This is a genomic window from Candidatus Tisiphia endosymbiont of Mystacides longicornis (genome assembly GCF_964031095.1).
Taxonomy (GTDB): Bacteria; Pseudomonadota; Alphaproteobacteria; order Rickettsiales; family Rickettsiaceae; genus Tisiphia.
This window is the reverse complement of record NZ_OZ035004.1, coordinates 213,267-229,860: the sequence shown is the minus strand read 5'-3', so window position 1 is coordinate 229,860 and position 16,594 is coordinate 213,267. Positions and strand designations below refer to the sequence as shown.

The 16,594-nt window shown below is 32.5% G+C and carries 18 protein-coding genes; 5 read left to right on the top strand and 13 right to left on the bottom strand.

Annotation, left to right across the window (positions count from 1 at the left end; translation table 11 throughout):
* Window positions 1–110 precede the first annotated feature (110 nt).
* From ACQH6S_RS01290 to ACQH6S_RS01230, 13 genes are all read right to left on the bottom strand, one after another.
* The gene (locus ACQH6S_RS01290; protein WP_425364623.1) at window positions 111–1,715 is read right to left on the bottom strand and encodes a transporter substrate-binding domain-containing protein; all 1,605 of its coding nucleotides are present in this window, start codon (window positions 1,713–1,715) and stop codon (window positions 111–113) included.
* A 141-nt stretch (window positions 1,716–1,856) separates the two neighbouring features.
* Window positions 1,857–3,194, bottom strand: a complete 1,338-nt coding sequence (gene xseA / locus ACQH6S_RS01285; protein WP_425360869.1) for an exodeoxyribonuclease VII large subunit — start codon at window positions 3,192–3,194, stop codon at window positions 1,857–1,859.
* A 56-nt stretch (window positions 3,195–3,250) separates the two neighbouring features.
* The gene (locus ACQH6S_RS01280) at window positions 3,251–3,796 is read right to left on the bottom strand and encodes a hypothetical protein (RefSeq protein WP_239832658.1); all 546 of its coding nucleotides are present in this window, start codon (window positions 3,794–3,796) and stop codon (window positions 3,251–3,253) included.
* Between the two features lie 9 nt (window positions 3,797–3,805).
* Window positions 3,806–4,273 carry an NfeD family protein gene (locus ACQH6S_RS01275; RefSeq protein ID WP_250311689.1) on the bottom strand — a complete coding sequence of 156 codons (468 nt, stop codon included), beginning with the start codon at window positions 4,271–4,273 and terminating at the stop codon, window positions 3,806–3,808.
* Between the two features lie 260 nt (window positions 4,274–4,533).
* Window positions 4,534–4,647, bottom strand: coding sequence for a palindromic element RPE2 domain-containing protein (locus tag ACQH6S_RS01270; protein ID WP_239832656.1), 114 nt, complete (start codon window positions 4,645–4,647; stop codon window positions 4,534–4,536).
* A gap of 70 nt (window positions 4,648–4,717) precedes the next feature.
* Window positions 4,718–5,440 carry an LPS export ABC transporter ATP-binding protein gene (gene lptB, locus ACQH6S_RS01265; RefSeq protein WP_094649294.1) on the bottom strand — a complete coding sequence of 241 codons (723 nt, stop codon included), beginning with the start codon at window positions 5,438–5,440 and terminating at the stop codon, window positions 4,718–4,720.
* A 30-nt stretch (window positions 5,441–5,470) separates the two neighbouring features.
* A complete protein-coding gene (locus tag ACQH6S_RS01260) occupies window positions 5,471–5,896 on the bottom strand; it encodes an LptA/OstA family protein (RefSeq protein WP_157905667.1) in 426 nt (141 codons plus the stop codon).
* 31 nt (window positions 5,897–5,927) lie between these two features.
* Window positions 5,928–6,593 (bottom strand): LPS export ABC transporter periplasmic protein LptC, encoded by a 666-nt coding sequence (gene lptC / locus ACQH6S_RS01255; protein WP_425360766.1) that lies wholly within the window; start codon window positions 6,591–6,593, stop codon window positions 5,928–5,930.
* Entirely contained in the window at window positions 6,593–7,543 is a 951-nt protein-coding gene (locus ACQH6S_RS01250) for a KpsF/GutQ family sugar-phosphate isomerase (protein ID WP_094649287.1), read from the bottom strand. Before ACQH6S_RS01250 ends, lptC begins: the two co-directional genes overlap by 1 nt.
* Window positions 7,544–7,591: 48 nt before the next feature.
* Window positions 7,592–7,720, bottom strand: coding sequence for a hypothetical protein (locus tag ACQH6S_RS01245; protein ID WP_425364622.1), 129 nt, complete (start codon window positions 7,718–7,720; stop codon window positions 7,592–7,594).
* Between the two features lie 506 nt (window positions 7,721–8,226).
* Window positions 8,227–8,466, bottom strand: coding sequence for an exodeoxyribonuclease VII small subunit (locus ACQH6S_RS01240; protein WP_094649286.1), 240 nt, complete (start codon window positions 8,464–8,466; stop codon window positions 8,227–8,229).
* 35 nt (window positions 8,467–8,501) lie between these two features.
* Window positions 8,502–9,692 (bottom strand): fatty acid desaturase, encoded by a 1,191-nt coding sequence (locus ACQH6S_RS01235; RefSeq protein WP_425360765.1) that lies wholly within the window; start codon window positions 9,690–9,692, stop codon window positions 8,502–8,504.
* A gap of 80 nt (window positions 9,693–9,772) precedes the next feature.
* Window positions 9,773–10,225 (bottom strand): hypothetical protein, encoded by a 453-nt coding sequence (locus ACQH6S_RS01230; protein ID WP_250311086.1) that lies wholly within the window; start codon window positions 10,223–10,225, stop codon window positions 9,773–9,775.
* Between the two features lie 619 nt (window positions 10,226–10,844).
* Here ACQH6S_RS01230 and ACQH6S_RS01225 point away from each other — a divergent pair.
* The 5 genes from ACQH6S_RS01225 (at window position 10,845) to ACQH6S_RS01205 (ending at window position 16,536) form a co-directional block, all read left to right on the top strand.
* Window positions 10,845–11,486, top strand: a complete 642-nt coding sequence (locus ACQH6S_RS01225) for an exopolysaccharide biosynthesis protein (protein ID WP_094648855.1) — start codon at window positions 10,845–10,847, stop codon at window positions 11,484–11,486.
* A 13-nt stretch (window positions 11,487–11,499) separates the two neighbouring features.
* Entirely contained in the window at window positions 11,500–12,225 is a 726-nt protein-coding gene (locus ACQH6S_RS01220) for a phosphoribosylaminoimidazolesuccinocarboxamide synthase (protein ID WP_094648856.1), read from the top strand.
* A gap of 255 nt (window positions 12,226–12,480) precedes the next feature.
* On the top strand, window positions 12,481–12,744 hold the full coding sequence (gene yidD / locus ACQH6S_RS01215) for a membrane protein insertion efficiency factor YidD (protein ID WP_425360764.1): 264 nt from the start codon (window positions 12,481–12,483) through the stop codon (window positions 12,742–12,744).
* Window positions 12,745–13,235: 491 nt separating this feature from the next.
* Entirely contained in the window at window positions 13,236–14,993 is a 1,758-nt protein-coding gene (locus ACQH6S_RS01210; RefSeq protein WP_425360763.1) for a type I secretion system permease/ATPase, read from the top strand.
* 13 nt (window positions 14,994–15,006) lie between these two features.
* Window positions 15,007–16,536: an HlyD family type I secretion periplasmic adaptor subunit gene (locus ACQH6S_RS01205; protein WP_425360762.1), complete on the top strand. Its 1,530-nt coding sequence runs from the start codon at window positions 15,007–15,009 to the stop codon at window positions 16,534–16,536.
* Window positions 16,537–16,594 lie beyond the last annotated feature (58 nt).

Here is a 16,594-nt window from a genome sequence, read left to right as displayed (position 1 = left end):
GAGCGAACGTATGTGAGCGTGGCAATCCATCAGACTTGTATATTGCTTCGTCGACCTACGGTCTTCCTTACAATGACTTTGACCATATACTACTTTTAATGACTACTTATTCAATTTGTGTTTATATTTTTTGTAAGAATTTCTGTATTATCCGAACGAAAAGTTAAGTTTGGGATATTATAGTAGTAAACTAAAAGCCTACTAACAAAAGCCCCTACAAATACTGTAATAATAGAGTATTTTATTGTACTATAATCAGGCTTATAAGCATAAGAATCTAATAATATACTAAAGATCGCACCCCACAATATTAATATTTCAAAATTAATTTCTCTAGGTATAGACTCGATATTTTTATCATGTTGACAAATTAAATTTCGGAATATTATACCAACACTAGAAGTCAAACAGGCAAAACATGGTCCCCAGAACTCTAATGGTTCAATTTTTTGTACAATTACAGTTATAACACCAATTATCATAAAAGATGATTGCCCTAAGGAATCACAAACAATAAGAGTATTATTGCGTATTTTTTGGATAAAATCATCCTCATATAATTGCTTGTTATAATAAGCTAGTAATTTAATAGCAAAGAAACCAATAAGCACCGTTATAAAAATACGGCAAGTATAATATGGAGTTAAAATAAGACTGGCATTAACACTATGTACTACAATATCAAGTAAAATACATCCTAGTAAGGATGGTAACATTGCTAATACAAAAGTAACAAACAACGTAGCATTGGTTTTAGCTGATATAATGATACCAGAAATTGCGAATGCTATACTCCCTATAACTCCAATAATATAACACCATGATGAATCGATAGATTTTAGCAGTAGGATATTATATTTATACCTTTCTACAATTTTTTTATATTCGTCGCTATTGATAAATTCATTAATTGAATTGTTAAACCTGGCGACTAAATTAGGAGATACGGTTTTCTTACTAAACATTAAATGTACAGGGGTTTTAATACCAGTATGGATCTCTTCTATTTGATCTTTTTCTATATAGTTTAAAGTAAGAGCTACCCCTGCAATCCTGTCAGCAAGAACCCCATCAATTTCATTACTTAGCAACCCCTTAAATAGCTCTGCATTACTGCCATATTTAATGATGATGTCATTATTACTAGCCTGATTTAGGTACTCAGTAGTTCTGGTATTGCCATAAACAGCTTTTCTAGTTATGCCAAGACGAAAATTTAGTAAACGTATCTGAGCTAAGAATTCATTCGTATTATTAAAATGTAGATGTTTTCTTGCTGAACGTAAAGTAAATAAGGAAATTTCTGCAAGTCGATACGGGATAGAAAAATTGGCAAAGGCTGCTCTTTCCTCGGTATAAGTAAGTCCTGGCACCATATCACTTTTACCTTGTTGGATATTGGATATTACTTGTTCCCAGGCAGAATCAGTATATTGTATGCCAATGTTAATTTTACTACTAATAGCATTGATTAATTCAATATCTAAACCGGTAATATTATGGTGTCCACTTTTAGTTACATGGCTAAATTGGTAGGGTTCCAATGAATAGCAATCAACAAGCAAATGATCTTTATCATTTACCCCTTCAGTACATTGAGTAAAATATGTGTCAAGGGGATTAGATAGTTGATTATTATTCTCCTTATGATTTGCATAGGAAAAAAAGTTTTGTAAGATAATAATAATCGGGATGATACTCTTAAGTATTTGCATGGTGTACAGATCTCCTCATTAAATTCTACTTCAAGCTAATTAGAGTATATAGTCAATTGATGAGAATTTGGGGCTAGGAGCGAAAGTAATAGGCGAGCGACGAGTGACAACGTCCCCAACTTCTCATCAATTGACTATACACTATTTTATAGTGTGGACTAATATATCACCATCAAAAAATTTAATATTAAATTCTTGTTTTTTGCTTGCCATAACTTTTGATGTTATAAATTCTCCATCGGCGGATTTGATTACCGTAAAGCCACGTTTTAGTACGGTTTTGTAGTCTAAACTGGTAAGTAGTAGATTATTTAAATTTAATTGATGATCATAATTTTTTAACTTAGTGCTAATAGATTTTAGTGTATAATTAAATTGATGATCTAATTCTAAAGACTTATAATCAACTATTTTCATAGGATTTAATATTTCTACATTCAGTGAATCAAGTTTTGCCTCTTTGAATTTAAGTAAATTGGGCAAAGACTCTGTTAATCTAAAACTTAGTTCATCAAGAAGCTGTTGATTATAGTCTATATAAGTAGTTAGACTTTTGGAAATATTAGTATTGGAGTTAACGGCTTGCTGTTGATATTTAACTAGCTGAATAATACGGTTAAGTAATGTCTCATAATACGAACTTATTGTGTAATTAAGGCTAGAAAGTACAGGTACGGCAAATTCAGCTGCCGCAGTGGGAGTAGGAGCTCTCTTGTCAGCTACTAAATCAATTAAAGTATTATCTACTTCATGTCCAACTGCCGAAATAATAGGAATATCTGAACTAAATACGCTACGTACTACTACTTCTTCATTGAATGCCCATAAATCTTCTATAGACCCCCCACCTCTTGCAACAATTATAACATCAGGTTTTATATTTTGTTCTAATTTATTAAACCCTTCAATTGCCCCAGCAATTTCACTTGCAGCATTGCCACCTTGAACAGTGACTGGCCATATTAGTATATGAGACGGACAGCGATCATTAATACGGTGTATAATGTCCCTAATTACCGCCCCAGTCATTGAGGTAACTACCCCAATCTTATTAGGCAAGAAAGGTAATGGTTTTTTTGGTTTATCAAAGATACCTTCTTTTTCTAATTTAGCTTGCAGCTCCTTGAGAATTTGCATAATAGCCCCAAGACCTGCAGGCTCAAGAGCCTCTACCGATAGCTGATATCGTGAATTTCCTGCATACCCAGAGAGTTTGCCGATAGCTACCACTTCCATGCCATCAACTGGGGTAAATTGCATTTTGGCAAGTACCGGACGCCAGCAAGTGCAAGCTAGAATCGCTGTATTTTCCTTAAGATTAAAATAACCATGACCAGAAGTTGCTATCTTAAGACCAGAAATTTCTCCCTTTACTCTAATATAACCAAAGTTATTTTCAAGCAATTCCTTAATCTTGCTAGAAATTTCAGTGACTGAGAATTCCTGATTTACTAAATTAGTAATAAAATTATTTTCTATCATACACCTTCTAATATAGTTTTCTAACGTAAATGGTCAACACAATAATAGTATAGTCAATTGATGAGAAGTTGACTATACTGTAAGATTTTCTTTGCAGCCTCACTAGCAGAAAGGTTTGTAACATCAAACTCAAATAAATTAGGATGAGAAATTTGAATTAATGGATATTCTGGATAAACATCTTGTACGTCGATTGATTTATAACGAACTAGCCTATCTAAATGTTGAATTCGCTTAATATTTTCTTCCTGTGAAATTAGTAATTTTACAGGAAGAAACACTGATTTACGATTTATTGCTAGCTGTTGTACTTGGTTAAAAAGCTTACGATCACCATCAACTTCATAGAGACAGTTGGTAAGAACATAATTATTACTAATTTCTTGGCTTAGAAAATTAAAAATACCATCTCGTATAAGCCCAATTGCATCCCAAGCAAATTCTGGAATAGGAGTCAATCCATCATAATTTAGCAGTGAAAAAATAGGATTATTGATATGTTGGTTATCACATATTCTATAACCAGCCCTTGCTATTTCTTTTGCTATAGTATATTTTCCGGTTCCTGGGGTTCCTATTAGGTAAATAATAATAGTCATTTTATGATCTCACTTCTTCAAATTTTCTGCAGTGCATATAAGAACATTACCATCAATTTGTACTATGCGAAGTGTGTCTCCTTTATATGCTGATTTTACAGAATCTTTGCTGAGTTTGGCATTCATAATAGTTCCTGACCACAATACCTGTCCCTTTTCTCCTATTAGCAGTTCATTACTATATAGCTGCACTTCCTGACCTAACATATCAGAATATTCGTACTTATCATGTTTTTTGCCAACATAGAATTTTAGTGGGTACCATAAAATAACCAGCCATAAAAAAGAAATAAACCCAAAAATTATATATTGGTATTTTAAAAGGTCTGAATAATTATTTAATATTATTGCATTAGATATTCCACCTAAACCCAAAAATAAAAAACCAACATTTGGAATGTTAGAAAATTCTATAATTATACAAATAATGCCAGCGATCAGCCACCATTCTACTATTGAAATATTAAATATGGTCATATGATGTCTTCAATTAATCTACAAACTGTAGTATTAAGATTACTTTGTATAGTCAATTAACCTGAATTAGTGCCGAATAAGCACCTATCGTGCTGTCTATTAGCGAGGAGGCGTAAGTTCTCCGAAGCAATCCATTTTAATCGTTTTTTGGATTGCTTTGTCGCCACTAAAGTGGCTCATCGCAATGACGGTTTTTCAATTATTGTTTTCTTAAACTGACACTTATCAAGTTAATTCACTATATAATTTCTACTATAATATTAGATCAAACAATTGTAAACAACCATATAGTCAATTGATGGGAAGTTGGTGACGTCGGCACTCGTCGCTCGCCTATTACTTATAGGCGTCGCTCCATCGTTCCTGCTACCCAATTCCCCTGAATTGACTATATCTTAAACTCCTAGACTTATCGTTTCTATATTTCTATTGTGACAAAGCTTGTTACAAAGAAAAAGATTGTCCTAAATATACCTCCTTTACTTGGCAACTTGTAGCTATTTCTTGTGGTGTTCCTTCTAATAGGACTTTTCCGTTGTAAATAACGTATGCTCTGTCAACTATATTGAGTGTATCTCTCACATTATGATCAGTGATTAAGATGCCAATATTACGGTTACGTAAGTGGACAATTAAATTTTTAATATCCTCGATCGCTAGTGGATCAATACCTGCAAGTGGTTCGTCAAGCATAATAAATTTGGGGTCTAATGCTATTGCTCTTGCAATTTCTAGCCTACGTCTTTCTCCACCGGATAATCCCATTGCCGGCATATCTTTTAGATGGAGAATAGAAAATTCTTTAAGTAAATCTAATATTTTTTGTTCAATAATTTCTTGATCATTTTCTAAAACCTCTAACATTAATCTAATATTATCTCCGACAGATAATCCACGAAAAATTGATGGTTCTTGAGGAAGATAGCTAAAGCCAAACCTAGCTCTTAAATAAATTGGCAAATTGGTAATATCATGATCATTAAAAAATAATGCTCCACTATCTGGCTTGGTAAGCCCTATAATAATACTAAAACAGGTAGTTTTGCCGGCACCGTTTGGACCAAAAAGACCAACTATTTCTCCTGTTTTTAATTGAAGAGATACGTCGTTCAATATCACTCTCTTATTATAAGATTTTGAAATACTATTTACTTGTAATCTATCTATTATTAAATGCGACATACTTCTTTGTTCCAATTAATTCTTGGATTTACTATAATTTACATTATTGAGTTCTGTATAATATACTAACTTGTCGGTTCTTATAATACCGTCCTTATTTTGTACTATTACGTCACCAAGTAGGATTAACTCCTTTCTTTCCACAAAATATTTTGCAGAAGTAGCAATTAATACTTCCTGACCATCATTCCTTTTAGCAGTCAATTTTGACGGTATGGATATGTAATTAATAGTTTTTTTATTATCAACTATTTTATAAAAAATTTCTAAATTAGTCGTTTTTACCATTATATCATCAAACCATAAAGTCACCTCCTCGCCTGTAAAACAAGCTTGCTGTTTTATCTGATCAATTACTAAATTATCAGAATTAATATATAATTTATCCATACTAGAATGTTTTGAGTATGGATGTTCTCCATAAGCTATTGCTGAATTCATTATTAAAAAAAACAGCATATAGCAAATTGTGCTAAAAATCTGATACATCAATAATCGTTGATACGCTACCTTTGAAATTTATAATATTATTATCATTTGTGGAACTAAATTTATTAGAAGTAATTTCACAATTTTTATAGAACAATATCACGCCCATTTTACCAAATGCTTCTTTATTTAGTAAATTTAGTTGGGCTTTTTGTGCTTTTAATATGCCTTCCCCTAAAAAAAATTGGACATCCTCTGTTAATTCTAACATATGACTATTCTCATTCAATATACCATTTTTTGCATTGATTACTAATAGGTTATTACCATTTATTTTATATTTAGCGTTAATTTCTTCTAATGCATATTTATTATCTAAAGTCCTAAATGCTTGCACAGCATTAACTTGGTAAGGATTTAAGTCTTTATTTAAACCCTTGAAAGTTGAATTTAAAATTTTTATTTCATAATTTGTTTTATCATTTGGAGCAAAAGCACTATTTTCGGTATTATTTTCAATTGATTCTAAATTATTATTAATGGGATTAAAATTGATATAAATTAAGTATAAGGTTAGTGCTAGACCTAAAAAAGACAAGATTTTTGATAGATTAATTAAACGTCTATAAGATAAAATGATAGCACTACTACTTTTATCTATGAAGGGAATTTTAACCATAATACTACCAACATTATCATGGACATTCATCAACTAATTCCTGCCCGAAGTAAGTCATGGATATGAACAATACCAATAACTATATTATTTTCAGTTACCGGTATACTAGTAATTGATTTACTATTCATCATCCCTAAAGCCTCTCCCGCTAATTTCGAGGAAGAAATTTGTTGTGGGTTAGCAGTCATTACATCACGTGCATATTTCATATTTATTTGATCATTAATATGTCTACGCAAATCTCCATCTGTTATAATACCAACCAAACTCAAATCTTTATTTACTACTATCGCACATCCAAGGCTTTTTTGGTTCATAACTAATATAGTATCCGTAAATGAAGTATCGACATATACTAATGGCAACTGATCTTTTACCCTCATTAAACTTTCCACCTTGATAAGATTAGCTCCAATCTTTCCTCCAGGATGATATAGTCGAAAATCATCTTCAGAAAAACCTCGAGCTTCATGTACAGAAGTGGTGAGTGCATCTCCAAGGGATAACATCATTATTGCAGAGGTTGTCGGAGCGGCTATATAAGACGCTTCATTAATTCGTGGTATTAATAATAAAAAATCGCTATTGGTTGCTATAGTAGAGTTGACGTTCATAGTCATGGCAACTATCTTTATAGAAAATCGCTTACAATATTTCATTATATCAAATAATTCTTTGGTCTCTCCTGAATTAGATAACATGAAAACTAAGTCACTTTCAGTTACCATTCCAAGATCGCCATGGCTAGCCTCAGCTGGGTGCAAATAAAAAGCAGCCGTACCAGTAGAAGCAAAACTCGCTGCTATCTTATGGGCTATATAACCACTTTTTCCTATACCAGTTAAAATAATTCTACCTTTACAATTAATTATATGATCTACTACATTATCAAAGCTACTTGGAATGTTATTAGATAATTCAATTAGTGCGGCAGATTCTTTTAATATAACTCTTTTAGCAACGTCACGATGATAGTGCATTTTCAATTTAACTCCAACAAATTATATAACTAACCCGATTGTATTTATTCACAGCAAACTGGTGTATATTAGCGAAGATGTTATAAGACCACAATTGTTGAAAATTAGAATATAGTTAATTGATGAGAAGTTGGTGACGTCGTTGCTCAATCCTTGCCTATTACTTACCTTACGCATAACTCCGTGGCAATTTAAAAATTACAGAAAAGTACAAGAGGTCATTGCGAGATCACGTAGTGGTCGTGGCAATCCACATTTTTGGATTGCTTCGTCGCCACTAAAGTGGCTCCTCGCAATCTGATGTATCCCCACGAAATTAAGCACGACAAAGCTCCGTCTTTATAATAGATGCCAGGGGTTCTAGCAATGGTTTTATGGTATGCAAATAATTAAATTCAATAATAAATTTCCCAAGGATAAAATACGAATAAATCTTTTTATCTTTTACTGTCAAGCCTCCTGCAACATCAAGTAACGCATTTAAACGATTATTATGTATAAAAGGACAATGTTCTTTTATTACTTCGATTTAATATTGTTTTTACATCCATAACCTACTATCTCTATCATCATTAAATAATGATGATATTCTATCAATTCTTGCTATTTTGCAACAATTTCGTGGGGATACATCAGCTCGCAATGACGTTTTTATGCTGTTTATAATACTTAGGTACTATAAACTATAGCTCTATCTTTTCTATAATAATAGCCGAATCTGCTTGCTTAGTGATTTTTTCAATCTTCAATCTAGCCGCCTGTAGCTTTTTTTCACAGTGTTCTTTTAGTAACACCCCTCTTTCAAAGCTACTAATCGATGAATCTAAGCTTTCCTCACCAGTATCAATTTTTTTTACAATTTCTTTTAATTCTGCTAAGGCAGCTTCAAAGCTCATATTTTCAATAGATGTCAAGTCTGGCATCGCCCCTCTATTATTATTTGTTGTTTCAATTTTATCTAGTTCCTAACATATTTCCTATCTAGTTCATTATATAATCTATAAATTGCCATCTCACGATCTTTAATTTTTTTACTAGCAATTTTTAGTAATCGCTCTGACGACTCTTCTGTTAACTGAATTGATGAATGTAGTTGTTCAGCAAGCTTTTTCAGTGATTCCTGAATTTCTATAAATGATTTTTGTAATTGCACTTTAATCGATATAGAAGAATTTTCAAGCTCGTTAAGTTTTACATATATTCTTTCTCCCAACTGATTAATTTTATCTTGCAGTAAACTTAATTGTTGCTTTCTTCCCTCTATTAGGTATTTACTAGTCTCATTCACTTTCGCTTGTATCCTAACTTCAGGAGTAACTTCTAAATTCCAAGCCAGCCCTAATTTACTCATCACATATATTATCCATTTATGGACATCAAAATGATACCATTTAGCACCATTACGGTAATCTGATGGGAATGCATGATGGAAATTATGCCAGTTTTCACCTAATAAGAATAATGCCATCCACCAAATATCCCCGGCAGTACCTTTGTAATATTTCTTGCTACCAACAAAATGACATAGAGAATTAACGCAAAAAGTCGCATGTTGTTGTAATGCTCTACCCATACCAATAAACAAGAACCCAGCATAAGCAGAGATGATAGTACCACCAATCAAATAACCTATTAATGCGGGTACTATAGTGTTCATAAATAGAGAAATTTGCCAATAATGCTTTAATTGCCATCTCAGCAATTTATTTTTACCAAGTTTAACCATAGTAACTCGGTCAATGGACTTATAGCTTCCATCAATGATCATCCATCCAACATGTGACCATAAAAACCCTAAAATTCTATTCTCAAACTTTAATGGGCTATGCGGATCTTGATCTTTATCAGTATAAGTATGATGCTTATAATGATTTGATGCCCAAGATAAGACTGGTCCTTGGAAAGTAGCGGCTGACATCATAACAAGAATAAACTCCACCACCTTATTTGTTTTAAAGGCATGATGCGACCATAGACGATGCAATCCAACACCAACAGCAATATTAGAGCCGTAATAGCCAGCTATGAACAAACTTATCTCAAATAGACCTATCTTATAGCTAGCATAGTATTTTACAACCAAGCATGAAAGTATAATTGGGTATATAATTAGAACAAAGAAAATACTCCAAACGATTCTTTTTAGCATATATCTAATCTTTTAATTAAATAAAATTCTTAGGCAGTATTGTAGCATATTATGTCACAATATACAAATAATATGTTGCATTACATTTTACGTTTCCATAATTTATTAAACATACGCTGTCCGAAATAGAAGCTAATAATGCCAGCAAAAATAGCCTGATCGTCTATATTCCATAAAACATCAAGATATTCCACAAGGATTGCCGTACTTTGTATAGTTTTATATTGCACATATTTGACATAGGCATACATAATAAAAAAACTATATGCCAGAACAGGACGAACTGAACCATTTAAGGCATCAACCCAATTAATGCCTGATTTATATGTTGAATATAAAGTATTATTCTCCGCAATGTCTTTGGAAGTGTTAAGCTCTGAGAGCAGTTTGGTATTCCCTAATTTATGGCTTTCAATTTGCCGATCTAAAAGATTAAGCTCATGTTTTTTATCATTTTGATCCTTTAGAATTTTTAAAATTTCTGGAATAATTGAGCTAATAAAGCCCGTTATTGAAGCAAGTAGTGTAATCATAAAAATCTCATTAATTCTTGTATGATTATTATACTAAAAATTTTCTTTGCACTAATAGCTGTTAGTAATTTTTTTTTAATTTTTATTGCAAATATTAGTTGATCCTGTTTTATGTCATACCTGCTTGACTTAATGACACCCCTGCGAAAGCAGGGGTCTAGATTCACGCCTACGCGAGAATAACAATAGTGGGCGAGAATGACAATTTACCTTCTAACTAAGTAATAGAAAATACCTGAATAAAAATAATAAAAATATTTTTCATAAAATACTTAGTGCATATCATAATTAGTATATACTAATTATCTAAGGATAAGAGTATAGTTAATTCATAGCACCAATGTTTAGGCTTTCTTTAGAATAGCATATTTTATCATTTTTTGCATCTCTGCAAAGCTTGATAATTATAAAAAATATTCTTTGCTAAATCTATTCCAATTGTGTTACATTTCAGCTATAGCTTTTCAGAATTTAGGAAAACCATTGATGGGATTATAGTCAATTCAGGAAAATTTGGGGCTAGGAGCGATGAGGGACGACGTCCCCAATTTCTCATCAATTGACTATATTTCTTAATAATCTAAAATTATAGTATAACTTACAAAAAATTTAAGTGAATATGTTTAATATTACTGCAAAAAATAAACAACTAGATAGAGCCAAGGTATCTAGTATTTTTTGCAAACTAGGACAAAAAGAAAAGAAAAAAAAGACAAAAATCAGTGAATTGTTAATTGACTTTCATGAAAATGGTCTTCTATTAATGATGCTTTTCTTTGCCATACCAATTGCCATTCCTCTACCGTATCCTCCGGGTTTTACTACTATAGTAGGGATACCATTAATCATTTTATCTATGCAGATGTTGCTTGGTTTTAGACAGGTTTTTTTACCATCTAAAATTAACAATTATCAAATTAGCAATGATATACTTATCAATATAAGTAACAAGATTGTGCCAAAAATTAAATTGGTAGAAAAATATATACGACCAAGATATAGTTTTGCATCTTCTATATATTGCGAACAATTTATTGGTTTAATATCGTTGATTTGTGCTATTACCATATCAATACCTTTACCTTTAACCAATGCTGTGCCTGCACTTGGTATTACTATAATGACATTAGGTCTTTTAAATCGAGATGGATTAACTATATTTTTGGGGTTTATAGTCTCTATAGTTGGTCTTATTATAGCTGTTATAGCAATTGCTGCTAGCTGGATTAGCATAAAATATTTATTTAATCTCTTTTTTTGACATTATTTTTCCAATGAAACAAAAATTATATCAAGGTTCAAGTAAAGCGCTTTATCAGTCACAAGAAGATTTTGCTTTTATTATGTCCTTTACTGACAAAATTACCTTAGAAAATGGTGAGATTTTTGATATTTCAGGTAAAGGAGTACTGAATAATAATATTTCATCCTTTATAATGAGTAAGCTCGATATGGTGGGGATAGAGAATCACCTAATTGAAAAAATGAATATGCGTGAACAATTAATACAATCTGTGGATATTTTTCCCATTCAAATATCGATTTCTACAGTAGCATGTGGCAGGTTTGTAAAAGATTTCTCTATGGAAGAAGGATATGTATTCGATCACCCAATTATCGATTTTAGAGTTAGAAGCAGAGAATTAAAGCATCCTATAATTAATGAGCATCAAATACTGAATTTTGGTTGGTTAAATAAGCAAGAAATTGATGAAGTGAAGCATCAAGCCATCAGAACCCATGATTTTTTAAGTGGACTATTTGCAGGTATTGGTATAAGACTTGTTGAATGCAGGCTCGAATTTGGTAGAGTGTTTAATGGTGAAGACTTTATGGTAATGTTGGCAGATGAAATCAGCCCTGATAATTGTCGTTTATGGAATATGAATAATAATGAGAAACTTGGGGCAGAAATGATTGCCAGCGATCCAGAAAAAGCTATTAAATCTTATCAGGTAATAGCTGATTTATTAAAAGATAGAGCTTATAGCTCGCAATAACGCATAGGCATCAGTTTAACTCACCTTACGCATGGCATTTAAAAGTCATATAGAAAATAGCTTGGCGTCATTGCGAGAAGCTACTTTAGTAGCGACGAAGCAATCTAATGAATGTGGATTGCTTCGTCGACCTTACGGTCTCCTCGCAATGACGATTTCTCAATTATTGTTTTCTTAAACTAACGCTTATGTGCAATAATATCAGTTTGCTATGGGTTAAATCCGGTTAGCTATAACATATTTTGCTAGGTAAATATGCTCAAAATAAAACGTCGCTTTAATTTATTACTTATATTTATTTGGTTTTATCAATTTTTTATATCTCCCCTAATTGGGGTCAATTGTCGTTTTTATCCGTCATGTTCAGAATATGCTAAGTCAGCAATAATGATACATGGTAATATTAAAGGATTATGGTTATTTATTAAGAGAATAGTCAGATGCAATCCTTTTTGTCATGGCGGATGTGATCCTGTGCCTATAGATATTTTATCTCCAGACAAAGGTAAAAATCTATAGCTAATCCGAATAGCGTCTATCCATTTGTCTCGCGAACAGGATGGCGTTCTTGCTTGACTTGTTTCACCCCTGCGAAAGTAGAGGTCTAGATTCCCGCCTATGCGGGAATGATAATAGTGTGCGGGAATGATAAACTTTACGTTTAAAGATAGATGTTGTGACTCGGATATATTCAAATTTCCTTCGAGCAATCTCCTAGATTTTCAGGCAATTTTTAATTTATGTACTGAGATAGTTGAAATCCTAAAAAAAATTGATATATTAACTATTCAACATATACTTTATTTAGTAAAGTATGGGGCTGTTTTAATTGTCAAGATAAAGATTTGTTAGATAGAAATAGTCATCTAAATTTTTTTGACAGAGCCTAAGTTTAATAAAGAAGTTGTATATATTATTTATTGTATATATAATTTGAGTTTAGTAAATATTGCAAAAAATATAATTTTTACTAACTATATAGTAAAATAATATGATATAATAATGGTAATATGAAAAATAATAGTGCATTAGCAACTCAAGTAGCAAACCCTCTAAATAGTGCTCTTGAAAAGTGCAAGATTGCTTTTTGGATAGTTTTTGGTTTCGCGTTTGTTATTAACTTATTAATGTTGATAACCCCTCTTTATTCATTACAAGTTCTTGATCGAGTTATAGGAAGTGGTAACATATGGACATTAATGTGGTTGTCCATTATTATTGGTACAATCTATTTTATTTATGGGTTATTACAAATTGCTAGATCATTCACTTTAATTAAAGTTGGGGAATGGCTGGATAAAACAGTTGCTCCTGTAATTTTTGGTCACTCTATTTCAGCTGCTGCAACTCGTACTAATACTGGTGCTAGCCAATTACTTCGTGATTTTCAAACAATAAAAACTTTTGTAACTAGTACTGGTATTAACACTTTATTTGATGCCCCTTGGAGTGTTGTCTATATAGTAGTAATTTTCTTAATTCACCCATATATTGGGATTTTAACATTAGTTGGTGCTATTATTATCGTATCTACAGCTTTCTTTAATGCTGCCGCAACTAATAGAACTCTTGGTGAGGCTACTGAATTCTCGATAAAGGGTATGACCCAAGCTGATATTGCTAATAGGAATTCAGAAGTTGTAGAAGCTATGGGGATGATGAAAAATGTCACGGCAAATTGGCATCAATTTAATATTGCTGCTTTGGAGAAACAATCCATTGCTAGTTATCGTAATGGTGCTATCTCTAACTTTTCCAGATTTATTCGTAATATTATGCAAATGCTTGTAACTGGTATTGGTGCTTATGTGGTTGTTAGTACTTCAGGAAGAGATATGACTACTGGTGGTATGATTATGAGTTCTATTATAGTTGGGAGGGCTCTAGCTCCTTTCGATAATGCTATTGAGTTATGGAAAAGTATGAGTAGTGCCATAAAATCTTATAAAAATATCAATCAGTTATTTGCTTCTTATAAATCAAGAGAAGAAGCAATGCCAATTCCAAATGTTGAAGGACATTTAACTGTAGAAAATATTTATTATTCATTTCCAGTCCCTCCATATATGCCACAACCTCCAGTACCAAGATATATTTTAAAGGGTGTATCTTTTGCTGTTCAGCCTGGAGAAGTATTAGCAGTTATCGGACCTTCTGCTGCAGGTAAGTCAACTTTAGCTAAAGTTCTAGTTGGGGTATGGAAAGCCGCATCAGGAACTGTTAGACTTGATAGCGGGGAAATTTATCGCTGGAATAGAGAAGATTTTGGTAAGCATGTAGGATATTTGCCACAAGGGATAGAATTATTTAGTGGTAGCATAAAACAGAATATAGCTAGGATGGCTGAAAATGCTGATCCAGAAAAAGTAATTGAGGCAGCTAAAATTGCTGGAGCTCATGAAATGGTCTTAAGATTACCAGATGGTTATGATTCGGATATTGGAACAGCTGGCTCTAATCTCTCTGGTGGACAAAAACAACGTGTTGGTCTTGCTAGAGCATTTTATGGTAATCCTAAATTAATTATTTTAGACGAGCCCAATGCTAATCTTGATGAGGCGGGTGAAATAGCCTTATCAAATTCTTTAAAGCAAGCAAAAGCTAGGGGTATTGCTGTAGTTGTTATCTCTCATAGACCTTCTGTATTATCAGTGGTAGATAAGATATTGGTATTACAAGATGGAGCCGTAGCTCTTTATGGTACTCAAGAAGAGCTGCAAAATCGAGTTAAACTGTTACAAAACGGTGCAATTCACATTAACAAATAAAGTTTTAAGTATTATGGAAGAAAAGCCAACTAATAAGCCGACATTTACAGCAGAGCAACTTAAACAGATCTTATCGCTACAAAATGATTTGATACACTCGAAAAAAACAAAGGGGGGTGTTCTATCACAAAAGATAGTAGTAGGTATTTCTAAGACAATTCAGAATACATTATATTATCTTGATCGTTTTGTTAATTTTGTTACCAAAAATAATGATGTTGATCGCAATGATGTAGTACAAACTGCTAGAGCTCCAATTCTCTTTGGAGTAGCTATAATAATCTGCTTTGTGTTAGTTGGAGGAATATGGGGAAGTTTTGCTCCTCTTGATAGTGCGGCTGGGGCATCGGGCGTTCTGGTAACATATAGTAATAAGCAAATAATTAATCACCAGGAGGGTGGAATTATAGCTAATATTTTTGTTAAACAAGGCGATAAAGTCAAGGCGGGTGATAAATTAATAAAGTTGGAAGATACAAAAATTAAATCGCAGTACGAAATTACTTTAAGCCAATATAGGCACGCTTTAGCAGCAGAAAGTCGCTTGGTGGCTGAGAGAGATAATCAAGACAAAATTGAGTTTCCCAAATTATTAACAGATGCCATGGATCTACCTGAAGTAGCAAGGGTTATACATACTCAAGAAAGCTTATTTTATTCCAAAAAGGAAATGTATAAAAGTGAGAAAAATGCTTTGCATCAAAAGATCGAGCAATTAAATAAAAAAATTGAAGGTATGCAAGCTAGAAAGATTGCCAATGTCAAAAGTCTAGAAGTTATTAGGGATCGTTTAAAAGCAATAAATACATTACATGATAAAGGTTTTTCTAATAAAGCTGCTTTATTGGAAATTGAAGCTAAGGAAGCTAACTTTAAAAGTGAAATAGCTATGACAGAAAGTGACATTGCGGCTACTAAACATACTATTATAGAGTGTGAGATTAGTATTATTAACCTACAGAATAAATATACAAAGGATACTCTGACTGAATTAAAAGATGCTCAAGGACAAGTATCTCATCTAAAAGAGCAGTTTACTGCTTATAAGGACTCATTAAGTCGTACAGTTATTACGTCTCCTGTTGATGGTATTATCAATGTATTGCACTTTCATACAATAGGCGGAGTAATTCCTAACAACACTACTCCGATTGTAGAAATTTCTCCAACTAATGATACTTTGATAATAGAGGCAAAAGTTCCACAAAAAAACATAGATTCAGTACATGAAGGTTTGTTAGCAAAGATTCGCTTTAGTGCTTTTAAATCTAGAACAACACCATTATTTACTGGTAAAGTCGTTAGAATATCTCCTGACACTGTCCAAGACAGAACTCAAGCACAACAAACTCCAGAGACTTTTTACGTTGCTATAATTGAGATTGATATGGAGGAATTTAATAAGATTGCAAAAGCTAGAAAGTTAGAACTCCATCCTGGCATGCAGGTGGAAGTTCAAATTGTCACTGGCACAAGAACTCTTCTAAGATATCTACTTGATCCTATTACTGACACTATGTTTAGAGCATTTAAAGAAAAATGATAACCTTATATTACAGCCATTGTAAATAATCTTGAGTCCGAGTACTGGTCTTGCTAAT